General features: G+C 66.3%; 10 protein-coding genes. 7 read left to right on the plus strand and 3 right to left on the minus strand.

The features are described from left to right. Positions 1–3: 3 nt before the first annotated feature. Positions 4–1,413 carry a PLP-dependent aminotransferase family protein gene (locus E0W60_RS11970; RefSeq protein ID WP_135704285.1) on the minus strand — a complete coding sequence of 470 codons (1,410 nt, stop codon included), beginning with the start codon at positions 1,411–1,413 and terminating at the stop codon, positions 4–6. Positions 1,414–1,587: 174 nt separating this feature from the next. Here E0W60_RS11970 and E0W60_RS11975 point away from each other — a divergent pair, with 174 nt between their 5' ends. The 5 genes from E0W60_RS11975 to E0W60_RS11995 all read left to right on the plus strand — a co-directional run bounded on the left by E0W60_RS11975 (position 1,588) and on the right by E0W60_RS11995 (position 7,538). Beyond that, a complete protein-coding gene (locus E0W60_RS11975; RefSeq protein WP_133093552.1) occupies positions 1,588–1,935 on the plus strand; it encodes a DUF2917 domain-containing protein in 348 nt (115 codons plus the stop codon). Between the two features lie 267 nt (positions 1,936–2,202). After that, positions 2,203–5,493, plus strand: a complete 3,291-nt coding sequence (gene icmF, locus E0W60_RS11980; RefSeq protein ID WP_135704287.1) for a fused isobutyryl-CoA mutase/GTPase IcmF — start codon at positions 2,203–2,205, stop codon at positions 5,491–5,493. Positions 5,494–5,649: 156 nt separating this feature from the next. After that, positions 5,650–6,087, plus strand: coding sequence for an HIT family protein (locus E0W60_RS11985; RefSeq protein WP_135704289.1), 438 nt, complete (start codon positions 5,650–5,652; stop codon positions 6,085–6,087). 11 nt (positions 6,088–6,098) lie between these two features. Then, on the plus strand, positions 6,099–6,983 hold the full coding sequence (locus tag E0W60_RS11990) for a 3-hydroxybutyryl-CoA dehydrogenase (RefSeq protein ID WP_240745974.1): 885 nt from the start codon (positions 6,099–6,101) through the stop codon (positions 6,981–6,983). Between the two features lie 219 nt (positions 6,984–7,202). Beyond that, positions 7,203–7,538, plus strand: a complete 336-nt coding sequence (locus tag E0W60_RS11995; protein ID WP_135704292.1) for a hypothetical protein — start codon at positions 7,203–7,205, stop codon at positions 7,536–7,538. A gap of 27 nt (positions 7,539–7,565) precedes the next feature. Here E0W60_RS11995 and E0W60_RS12000 read toward each other — a convergent pair whose 3' ends face one another. Together E0W60_RS12000 and E0W60_RS12005 are read right to left on the minus strand one after the other, a co-directional pair. Beyond that, the gene (locus tag E0W60_RS12000; RefSeq protein ID WP_135704294.1) at positions 7,566–7,988 is read right to left on the minus strand and encodes a DUF3293 domain-containing protein; all 423 of its coding nucleotides are present in this window, start codon (positions 7,986–7,988) and stop codon (positions 7,566–7,568) included. Positions 7,989–7,990: 2 nt separating this feature from the next. Beyond that, the gene (locus E0W60_RS12005) at positions 7,991–8,659 is read right to left on the minus strand and encodes a Crp/Fnr family transcriptional regulator (RefSeq protein WP_133093558.1); all 669 of its coding nucleotides are present in this window, start codon (positions 8,657–8,659) and stop codon (positions 7,991–7,993) included. Between the two features lie 279 nt (positions 8,660–8,938). On the opposite strand from E0W60_RS12005, the gene E0W60_RS12010 reads away from it, so the two are divergent. Together E0W60_RS12010 and E0W60_RS12015 are read left to right on the plus strand one after the other, a co-directional pair. Next, positions 8,939–10,897, plus strand: coding sequence for an AMP-dependent synthetase/ligase (locus E0W60_RS12010; protein WP_135704296.1), 1,959 nt, complete (start codon positions 8,939–8,941; stop codon positions 10,895–10,897). A 23-nt stretch (positions 10,898–10,920) separates the two neighbouring features. Next, positions 10,921–11,883: an ABC transporter ATP-binding protein gene (locus E0W60_RS12015; protein ID WP_133093560.1), complete on the plus strand. Its 963-nt coding sequence runs from the start codon at positions 10,921–10,923 to the stop codon at positions 11,881–11,883. The last annotated feature ends 6 nt before the right edge of the window (positions 11,884–11,889 follow it).

Consider the following 11,889-nt stretch of genomic DNA (forward strand, 5'->3'; position numbering starts at 1 on the left):
GCGTCAGCGCGGGCGGCGCTCCGCCGCGGCCTTCATGAAGGCCACCGCGCGCGGCTCGTTGGCATAGGCGGCGTTGATGCGGATCCAGGCCGAGGCCTCGCCGCCGGGCCGGAAATAATTGCCCGGCGCCAGCGTCACGCCGAATTCCTCGCCCAGCGCCACCAGGTCGCGCGAATCCTCGATGAAAGGTGGCCGCGCCCACAGGAAGTTGCCGCCGCTCGGTTCGCAGAACACTTCCCAGCCGCAGCCGGTCAGCTGCCGCACCGCGTTGGCCGACGCCTCGCGCACGCGCAGGCGCAGCCGCTCGATGTATTTGCGATAGCCGCCGCGCTCCAGCAGCGCCGCCGTGACCGCTTCCGCGAAGTGCGAGCCGGCGACGCTGGTCAGCACCTTGACGTCGACGAGGTCCTTGACCAGCGCCTTGTCGGCCACCACGTAGCCGATCCGCAGCGACGCCGACACCGTCTTGGAAAACCCGCCGATGTAGATCACGTGCTCGAGCTGGTCCAGCGTGGCCAGCCGGTCGGTGAAGTGCGTCTGGAAGTCCGAGAAGATGTCGTCCTCGACAAAGCGGAAGCCGTGCCGGCGCGCCAGCTCCAGCAGCCGGAACGCGACCGGCGGCGCCAGCGTCGAGCCGGTGGGGTTCTGCAGCACGCTGTTGGTGAAGAACAGCTTGGGCTTGTGCTGGCGCAGCAGCGCCTCGCACGCGTCGGGGTCCGGGCCGTGGGGCGTGTGCGGCACGCCCACCAGCTGCACGCCATGCAGCCGCAGCAGGCCGAACAGGTTGTAGTAGCCGGGGTCCTCCACGAACACCGTATCGCCCGGCTTGAGCAGGTGGCGCACCACCAGGTCCAGCGCCTGGCTGGCACCGGTGGTGATCAGCACCTGCGGCAGTTCCGCCGCGATGCCGAGCTGGCGCACGCGCAGCAGCACCTGCCTGCGCAGTTCGGGATGGCCCAGCGGCGTGGCGTAGTGGATCACGCTGTCGATCTCGGTGCGCGAGATCGCGCGGATCGCCTGCTGCAGCCCTTCCACGTCGCGCCAGGTCTCGGGCACGAAGCCGCCGGCCAGCTTCAGCGTGCTGCTGGGGTGGTTGAACTGCTCCAGGATGTGGTCGGAAAGATCCTCCGCCAGGCTGGGGTCCGACCAGCCGCGCTCCGAGCGCCCCGCGAGCGGGCTGTCCGCCACGTAGAAGCCCGACCCCTGCCGCGAATCCAGCAGCCCCTGCGACACCAGCCGGTCATAGGCCTCGATCACGGGGAAGCGGCTGATGCCGTTTTCCGCCGCCAGCTGGCGGATCGAGGGCAGTTTTGCCCCCGGCCGGGCCTCGCGGTTGCCGATCCACGACTTCACGCCATTGACGATCTGATCGGTCAGTGGAATCCCGGTGGAAGCATCTAATATGAGTTTCATAGGCAGGCAGCCGGGGGAAACCGGGATATGCAACTGTCAGTGCAACTGTCAGGGAAAACTACTGAACAGTTCATCGAAAACTGTTCACAACTGTACATGGGATTGTAGTGAGGGATGCGAATAATGGAAGCGTGGCGGAGATATCGGTTCCGCCAGGCTGATCAGGAGAGCATCATGCGCGAACTACGGACTTTCGAACTGGACGAGCCCGGACAGCCAGTGAGCTGGCGCGCCGGTTACGGGCAGACCGTCTGCGCGGCGGCGGGCAAGCTGTGGGTGACGGTGGAAGGCAATCCCAACGATATCTGGCTCGAGCCCGGCCAGGAACTGGCGCTGCCGGAAGGCTATCGCGTATGGCTGTCGGGCGATGGCCCGGAAGCACGCTTCACGCTGGCCCAGACGCCGGCACCGTGGTCGATGCGGCGGATGGCGGCGTGGCTGCACGCGCTGCGCCATCGGGTCGAGGAGCACAGCACGGATGCGTTCGGGGAATGCCCCCGGATATGGGCGTTGTGCCGGTGATCTCTTGCATTGCTGGCGAAGTACCCAGGGAGGGCCACCGCGAGGTGGCCTTTTGTTTGCCTGCTCTGCGCCGCGGCCACCTACTCTATAAGCACCGCTGCCCGCGCCGTTGGGGTTCCGCCTCATTGATTGACGTTTACGTCAACGTCATATAATCGACCAGCCCCAACCCCGGGGCCAGCCCGCGCACTTCCCGCCAAGCCGGCGCAGACCAGCACCCCGGGCGGACCTCGCGGTGGCAGCCAACACCCAGAGACGGTGGAGACAATGACCGACCTTTCCGATGTGCATGATGTGCGCCGCGGTGCGCCGCAGCCCAAGCCGGCGGAGCAGGGCCGCGGTCCGGCCAACAAGGTGCGCTTTGTCACGGCGGCGTCGCTGTTCGACGGCCATGACGCCTCGATCAACATCATGCGCCGCATCCTGCAGTCGCACGGCTGCGAGGTGATCCACCTGGGCCACAACCGCTCGGTCGAGGAGGTGGTCACGGCGGCCTTGCAGGAAGACGCGCAGGGCATTGCCATTTCCAGCTACCAGGGCGGCCACGTCGAGTACTTCCAGTACATGGTCGACCTGCTGCGCGAAAAGGGCGGCGCGCATGTGCAGGTTTTCGGCGGCGGTGGCGGCGTGATCGTGCCGGACGAGATCCGCGAACTGCAGGCCTACGGCGTGGCGCGCATCTACAGCCCGGAAGACGGGCAACGCATGGGCCTGGCCGGCATGATTGCCGACATGGTGCAGCGCTGCGACATCGACCTGTCGCGCTACGCGCCCACTTCGCTCGATCCGGTTGCAGGCGGCGACCGCCGCGCGCTGGCGCAGCTGATTACCGCGCTGGAAAACGGCAAGGCCGATGCCGCGCTGGTGCAGGCGATGCACGCGCAGGCGAAGCAGGCTTCGATTCCCGTCCTCGGTATCACCGGCACTGGCGGCGCCGGCAAGTCGTCGCTGACCGACGAACTGATCCGCCGCTTTCGCCTCGACCAGCAGGATGCGTTGTCGATCGCCGTGATCTCGATCGACCCGTCGCGCCGCAAGTCCGGCGGCGCGCTGCTGGGCGACCGGATCCGCATGAATGCGATCAACCATCCGAACATCTTCATGCGCTCGCTGGCCACGCGCGAGGCGGGCTCGGAGATCTCGCAGGCATTGCCGGACGTCATCGCCGCATGCAAGGTGGCGGGCTTCGACCTGGTGATCGTTGAGACCTCGGGCATTGGGCAGGGCGACGCCGCGATCGTGCCGCACGTGGACCTGTCGCTGTACGTGATGACGCCCGAGTTCGGCGCTGCCAGCCAGCTCGAGAAGATCGACATGCTGGACTTTGCCGACTTCGTCGCCATCAACAAGTTCGACCGCAAGGGCGCGCAGGATGCGTGGCGCGACGTGGCCAAGCAGGTGCAGCGCAACCGCGAGCAATGGCATGGCAAGGCCGAGGACATGCCGGTCTACGGCACGCAGGCATCGCGCTTCAATGACGATGGCGTGACCATGCTGTACCAGGGATTGCGCGCGGCACTGGCCGAGCGCGGCCTGAAGTTGCGGCCCGGTTCCCTGCCCGAGCTGTGGGGGCGCATCTCCACTGGCCAGAACGTGATCGTGCCGCCGGCACGCAGCCGCTATCTCGCCGAGCTGGCAGATACCTTGCGCGCCTACCACCGCCGCGTGGCAGAGCAAAGCCGCATCGCGCGCGAGCGCCAGCAGTTGCGCGAATCCAGCCGCATGCTGCAGGCCGCGCAGGGCGATGGCGCTGCACTCGATGCACTCGCCGCCCAACGCGACAGCGCGCTAGGCCAGGTCGAGCGCAAGCTGCTGGCGATGTGGCCGCAGATGCGCGAGGCCTACAGCGGCGACGAATACGTGGTGAAGATCCGCGACAGGGAAATCCGCACCGGCCTGGTCACGACGACGCTGTCAGGCACCAAGGTGCGTAAGGTGGTGCTGCCGCGCTTCGAGGACGAAGGCGAGGTGCTGAAGTGGCTGATGCGCGAGAACGTGCCCGGCAGCTTCCCTTACACCGCCGGCGTGTTCGCCTTCAAGCGCGAGAACGAAGACCCGACGCGCATGTTCGCCGGCGAGGGCGATGCCTTCCGCACCAACCGTCGCTTCAAGCTGGTGTCCGAGGGCATGGAGGCCAAGCGCCTGTCGACCGCGTTCGACTCGGTCACGCTGTACGGCGAAGACCCGCACGTGCGCCCGGACATCTACGGCAAGGTCGGCAACTCGGGCGTGTCGATCGCCACGCTCGACGATTTGAAGGTGCTGTACGACGGCTTCGACCTGACCAGTCCGTCGACGTCGGTGTCGATGACCATCAACGGCCCTGCGCCGACCATCCTGGCGATGTTCATGAACACCGCCATCGACCAGCAGCTCGACAAGTTCCGCGCCGACAACCAGCGCGAGCCGACCGCCGACGAAGAGGCCAAGATCCGCGCCTGGGTGCTGCAGAACGTGCGCGGCACGGTGCAGGCCGACATCCTCAAGGAAGACCAGGGCCAGAACACCTGCATCTTCTCCACCGAGTTCTCGCTCAAGGTAATGGGCGATATCCAGGAGTACTTTGTGCACCACCAGGTGCGCAACTTCTACTCGGTGTCGATCTCCGGCTACCACATCGCCGAGGCCGGCGCGAACCCGATCTCGCAGCTCGCCTTCACGCTCGCCAACGGCTTCACCTACGTGGAAGCCTACCTGGCGCGCGGCATGCACATCGACGACTTCGCGCCCAACCTGTCGTTCTTCTTCTCCAACGGCATGGACCCGGAGTACAGCGTGCTCGGCCGCGTCGCGCGCCGCATCTGGGCGGTGACGATGCGCGACAAGTACGGCGCCAACGAGCGCAGCCAGAAGCTCAAGTACCACATCCAGACCTCGGGCCGCTCGCTGCACGCGCAGGAGATCGATTTCAACGATATCCGCACCACGCTGCAGGCGCTGATCGCGATCTACGACAACTGCAATTCGCTGCACACCAACGCCTACGACGAGGCCATCACCACGCCTACCGGCGAATCGGTGCGCCGCGCGCTGGCGATCCAGCTGATCATCAATCGCGAGTGGGGCGTGGCCAAGTGCGAGAACCCCAACCAGGGCAGCTTCCTGATCGAGGAACTGACCGACCTGGTGGAAGAAGCGGTGCTGCAGGAATTCGAGCGCATCGCCGAGCGCGGCGGCGTGCTGGGCGCGATGGAGACCGGCTACCAGCGCGGCAAGATCCAGGAAGAATCGCTCTACTACGAGCAGCTTAAGCACGACGGCACGCTGCCGCTCATCGGCGTGAATACCTTCCGCAATCCGGATGGCGACCCGGTCCCGCAGAAGCTGGAGCTGGCGCGCTCCAGCGAGGCCGAGAAGCAGAGCCAGCTGGACCGCCTGCACGCGTTCCAGCAGGGCCATGCCGGCGAGGCGCCGGCGATGCTGCAGCGGCTGCGCCAGGCGGTGATCGACAACCAGAACGTGTTCGCGGTGCTGATGGACGCGGTGCGGGTCTGCTCGCTGGGGCAGATCACGCACGCGCTGTTTGAGGTCGGCGGGCAATACCGGCGCAATATGTAGACCCGGATTCACGTAGTACCCGGCTCAGTGACCGGTAATCGCGCAGGGCGGCCGCAGTGCAGGGCCGCCCTGCGTTACACTCGAATGCTGCGCCGCAGCTAACCGCAACATGGCGCCGGCGGCAACCAAATCCCGAGACAACCGCAATACGAGACCATGGACAGCCAGTACAACCCGAACAATATCTTTGCCAAGATCCTGCGCGGCGAGATGCCATGCATCAAGGTGTACGAGGACGACGACAGCATCGCTTTCATGGACATCATGCCGCAGGCCGACGGCCATACGCTGGTGGTGCCCAAGGAGGCGGCGGTCAATCTCTTCGACCTGTCCGAGCAGGCCGCGCAGGCGGCCATCGTGGCCACGCAGCGCGTGGCGCGCGCGGTGCGCGCCGCCTTCAGCCCCGACGGCATCTCGATCGGCCAGTTCAACGGCGCAGCGGCGGGCCAGACCGTGCCGCATATCCATTTCCATATCGTGCCGCGCTACAACGACCAGGCGCTGCGCGGCCATGCGCGCGACATGCAGGAGCCGGAAGTGCTCAAGGCGCATGCCGAGCGCATCATCGCCGCGCTGGCCAGGCAGGCCGACTGACGCAAACATCGATAAGCAACCAGCAAACAGAGGAAGAGAAGATGGCAATCAGGACAGTAGGTATCGTCGGTGCCGGCACCATGGGCAATGGCATCGCCCAGGCCTGCGCAGTGGTCGGCCTGAAGGTGGTGATGGTCGACATCAGCGACGCCGCCGTGCAGAAGGGCGTGGCCACCGTGGCGGGCAGCCTGGACCGGCTGATCAAGAAGGAAAAGCTGACCGAGGCGCAAAAGGCCGACGCGCTGGCGCGCATCCAGGGCAGCACGTCATATGACGACCTCAAGGCCACCGACATCGTGATCGAGGCCGCCACCGAGAACTACGACCTGAAGGTCAAGATCCTCAGGCAGATCGACGGCATCGTCGGCGAGAACGTGATCATCGCGTCCAACACCTCGTCGATCTCGATCACCAAGCTGGCCGCGGTGACCTCGCGCGCCGACCGCTTTATCGGCATGCACTTCTTCAACCCGGTGCCGGTGATGGCGCTGGTCGAACTGATCCGCGGCCTGCAGACCAGCGACGCCACCCACGCCGCCGTGGAAGCGCTGGCGAAGGAACTGGGCAAGTACCCGATCACGGTCAAGAACAGCCCGGGCTTCGTCGTCAACCGCATCCTGTGCCCGATGATCAATGAAGCCTTCTGCGTGCTGGGCGAAGGCCTGGCCTCGCCCGAAGAGATCGACGAAGGCATGAAGCTGGGCTGCAACCACCCGATCGGCCCGCTGGCGCTGGCCGACATGATCGGCCTGGACACCATGCTGGCCGTGATGGAAGTGCTGTACACCGAATTCGCCGATCCGAAGTACCGTCCGGCGATGCTGATGCGCGAGATGGTGGCCGCCGGCTACCTGGGCCGCAAGACCGGCCGCGGTGTCTACGTCTACAGCAAGTAATTCAGGCGGCATTTACTGCACCTGACGCGTTGCGCCGTATTGGCGTGACGCTGGCCGTACCACCGTGGGGCCGCCGCGTGCGGCCCCTTGTCATGCCCGGATCGGCCACCTCTTGGCCAAATCCCGCTTACACCTCGTTATAAATGGAAACACTCCGCCGCATCCAGTAACAGGAATGCCGGGTACAGTGCACCCATTCCAATTACGACAAAACATCCAATGCTGCCTCCGGTTCTTGTTGCCGCCCTGCTGGCGGGCGCGATGTCGCTGCTTGCCGCCCGTTCCGCCATGGCCCATGTCGATGTCGGCGTGCAGATCGGCGCGCCGGTCTATGTTGCTCCTGCGCCGGTCTACGTGGCGCCGCCGCCGCCGGTGGTCTATGCGCCGCGCTATCACGGCTGGCATGGCGACCGCTACTGGGACGGGCGCCGCTGGTATGGGCGACATGAGTGGCATGGGCACCGCCATCATCGCCACGGTCATGGCCACCGCCATGGGCACGGCCACGGCCACGGCCACGGCCACGGTCATGGCCATCACGGCCATCGCCACTGAGCGCCCGCGGGGGTGAGGTGCCGCCGCTCAGCGCAGCAGCACCAGCCGCGGCACCGCGTCGGCGCCGCTCCACACCACCGCGTTCTGCCCGTATTTCCCGCCCAGCGAGCGCGCCCCCTCAAGCGACAGGCCCGGCACCAGGAAGCTGGGCTCGGCCGGCCAGCCGTTGGCGGGATGCTCGCCGGCGGCCTCGATCGCACGCAATCCCATTTGCGCCAAGTCCTGCGCCAGCGCCTGCTGGCGCGCCGCGTTGGCGTTGTCGTCGCAACGCTGGCTGAAGGGGTTGGCCGCCGTAATGAAGCCGCTGCACGCTACGCCAAGCGCCTGGTGCAGCGTTGCCAGCGGCGCACTGGCCTGGTCTACCCGCAAGGTCATCGGCGTGCCGCCCAGCACGCGATAGTGCGTTTCGCGATAGGCCTGCAGCGTGGCCGCGTCGATGACCGTGGCCACTGCTACTCCCCGTACTGCCGCAACCCGTCCAGGTCCAGCACTTCGATCACGCCGTAGTCCACCCGCACCAGCTTCTGTTGCTCCAGCACCTTGAGCGCCTGGTTGGCGCGCTGGCGCGAGATGCCGGCGAGCAGGCCGATCTCTTCCTGCGAGATTTCCAGCGTCTTGCCGATGCCAGGGTACAGGTGCTCGTTGAACAGCGACGACACCGCGCGCGCCACGCGTGAATCGATATCGAGCGAGCGTTCGTATTCCACCGCGGCGATGAACTGGCCCAGGCGCTCGTTGAGCTGCGTCAACAGGAAGCGCGTGAACGGCAGGCTGGTGTCCAGCAGCCACTGAAAAGTCTCGAGCGGCAGGAAGGCGATGGTCGAGCGGCGCAGCGCCATCACGTCGTACTTGCGGATCTCCGACTTGAGCACCGCGCCTTCGCCGAACCAGCCGCCGGTGGGCACGCCGGTAAAGGTCACCGACTTGCCCGAGGGCGAGACCGTGGTGATCTTGACGATGCCCTCCAGCACGCCCATCCAGTGCTCGGCCCTGTCGCCCTTGTGGCAGACGTAATCGCCCTGGCTGTATTCATGCACGCACATCGCGCGGCGCACGCGTTCGCGCTGCTCGGGGCTCAGGTCTGCTGCCCACACGCAGCGGTCGACAAAATCGTTCAGCATGGCCTGCAGAAGCTCCGGTAGGGATTAACCCGGAATTGTCACCGGCGTGACAACCCGGGTGGTTGGCATGGGCTATCGTACGATCACAACGGAACCGCGGGTGCCAGAGAGGGCACGCCGGGAAGGCAGAAGGCGCTTCCCCCGGCCCCTCCAGACCAGGCACAGACGGGCTTGATGCGATGCGGCAGATGCCGCCGGGCAAAGCAAGCCAAGTATAACGACCGGACCGGCGCTTGACACCGGGCGTGGACCCCCACGCCGGAGGGACAGGAGACAGCGATGCAGGAATCGTCGGCGACGACCTTCCCGCGATGGCTGCTGGCACACGCCCAGCAGCGGCCGGAGCATCCGGCCTATCGCGAGAAGGATCTCGGCATCTGGCAGACATACAGCTGGGCCCAGGCGGCACAGCAGGTGAGGGCGCTGGCATGTGGTCTGGCCGCGCTCGGATTCAGGCGCGGCATGAACCTGGCGGTGGTGGGCGACAACCGCCCCCGCCTGTACTGGGCCATGACCGCGGCGCAGGCGCTGGGCGGCGTGCCGGTGCCGCTGTACCAGGACGCCATCGCCAATGAGATGGTGTACGTGCTCAACGATGCGGAGATCGATTTCGCCATCGTCGAGGACCAGGAGCAGGTCGACAAGCTGCTGGAGGTCGAGGCGCAGCTGGCCGAGTCCGGCCGCACCGTGCGCCATGTCATTTACGAAGACCCGCGCGGCCTGCGCGACTACGAGCATCCCTCGCTGATGTCGTACGAGCGGCTGCAGGAGCTGGGCCGCGAATACGACCAGGCGCATCCGGGCTTCTATGACGAAGCGATTGCCGCGGGCCAGCCTGACGACACCGCGATCATCCTCTACACCTCCGGCACCACCGGCAAGCCCAAGGGCGTGTGCCACTCGCACGCGGGCCTGATCGGCTCGGCGCGCAACGGCTGCGCGTTCGACGGCCTGACCGCGAAGGACGACGTGCTGTCGTACCTGCCGATGGCGTGGGTGGGCGACAACCTGTTCTCCTACGCGCAGGCGATGGTGGCGGGCTTCACGGTAAATTGCCCGGAATCGCGCGAGACCGTGATGACCGACCTGCGCGAGATCGGCCCGACCTATTACTTCGCACCGCCGCGCATCTATGAAGGCCTGCTGACGCAGGTGATGATCCGCATGGAAGATGCGGGCTGGATCAAGCGCAAGCTGTTCCACTGGGCCATGGACGTGGCGCGCCGCTGCGGCGCCGATATCCTCGACGGGCGCCCGGTGTCCGTCATGGAGCGCGCGCGCTATGCGCTGGGCGAAGCGCTGGTCTACGGTCCGCTGCGCAACGTGCTCGGCATGAGCCGCATCCGTGTGGGCTATACCGCCGGCGAGGCCATCGGGCCGGACCTGTTCCGCTTCTACCGCTCCATCGGCGTGAACCTGAAGCAGTTCTACGGCCAGACCGAAACCTGCGCCTACGTCTGCCTGCAGCCCGACGGGCAGGTCAAGTTCGATTCCGTGGGGCCGGCCGCGCCGGGCATGGAGATCCGCATCGCCGATAACGGCGAGGTGCTGGTGCGCGGCGTGGGCCTGCTCAAGTCCTACTACAAGCGCGACGACGCCACGCGCGAGGCCATCAACGACGAGGGCTACTTCATGACCGGCGATGCCGGCGTGATCGACGCCGACGGCCACCTGAAGATCATCGACCGCGCCAAGGACGTGGGCAAGCTGGCCGACGGCGCGATGTTCGCGCCCAAGTACATCGAGAACAAGCTCAAGTTCTTCCCGTACATCAAGGAAGCCGTGGCCTTCGGCAATGGCCGCGACCAGGTCTGCGCCTTCATCAACATCGATTTCGAGGCAGTGGGCAACTGGGCCGAGCGCCGCCACCTGCCGTATGCGGGCTATGTCGACCTGGCCGCGCAGCCGGACGTGATCGAGATGATCGGCGAATGCGTGAACCAGGTGAATGCCGACCTTGCCAACGATCCCATGCTGGCCGGCTCGCAGGTCGCGCGCTTCCTGATCCTGCACAAGGAACTGGACCCCGACGACGACGAGCTGACGCGCACGCGCAAGGTGCGCCGCGGCTACATCGCCGAGAAATACGGCGTGCTGGTGGATGCGCTCTATGCGGGCAAGTCCGAGCAGTTCATCGAGACGCGCGTCAAGTTCGAAGACGGGCGCGAGGGCAGCGTGTCGGCCACGCTGAAGCTGGTCGATGCGAAGCGGCTGCCCACGGCGGCGCGCGCGGCATAAGAGCATAGGGCGGAGGCATCAACATGACGCAAGTGGCCTGGCAAGGCGGCGGCAAGCCGGAATGGACCGGCACCGCACGTACCGACGCAAGTGCGGCCGGCGGCAGCGGCGCGATGGCGCCCGCGGGCCCGCTGTCCCCGGCGGGACTGGCGGACGACAGCGGCGCGCAACCCGGCACGCAGCACGCGCAGCGCACCGGCGAGCACGCCCGCACCGGCGGCGAGGTGATCCTGGACCTGCAGCATATCTCGCTGTCGTTCGGCGGCGTGAAGGCGCTGACCGATATCTCGTTCGATGTCTGCGAGCACGAGATCCGCGCCATCATCGGCCCCAACGGCGCCGGCAAGAGTTCGATGCTGAACGTGATCAACGGTGTGTACCACCCGCAGCAGGGGCGCATCGTGTTCCGCGGCGAGGAGCGCAAGCAGATGCACCCGACCGCCGCCGCGCGGCAGGGCATCGCGCGCACGTTCCAGAACATCGCGCTGTTCAAGGGCATGACGGTGCTGGACAACATCATGACCGGGCGCAACACGCAGTTCCGCACCGGGCTGTTCGCGCATGCGCTGTGGTGGGGGCCGGCACGCAATGAAGAGATGCGCCACCGCCAGAAGGTGGAGGAGGTGATCGACTTCCTGGAGATCCAGTCGATCCGCAAGACCCCGGTGGGACGCCTGCCGTATGGCCTGCAGAAGCGCGTGGAGCTGGCGCGCGCGCTGGCCGCCGAGCCGTCGATGCTGCTGCTCGACGAACCGATGGCCGGCATGAACGTGGAAGAGAAGCAGGACATGTGCCGCTTCATCCTCGATGTGAACCGGCAGTTCGGCACCACCATCGTGCTGATCGAGCACGACATGGGCGTGGTAATGGATATCTCCGACCGCGTGGTGGTGCTCGACTACGGCAAGAAGATCGGCGACGGCACGCCCGAGGAGGTCAAGGGCAATCCGGACGTGATCAAGGCGTACCTGGGCACATCGCACTGAGGGGTT

This window comes from Cupriavidus oxalaticus (assembly GCF_004768545.1).
Taxonomy (GTDB): Bacteria; Pseudomonadota; Gammaproteobacteria; order Burkholderiales; family Burkholderiaceae; genus Cupriavidus; species Cupriavidus oxalaticus_A.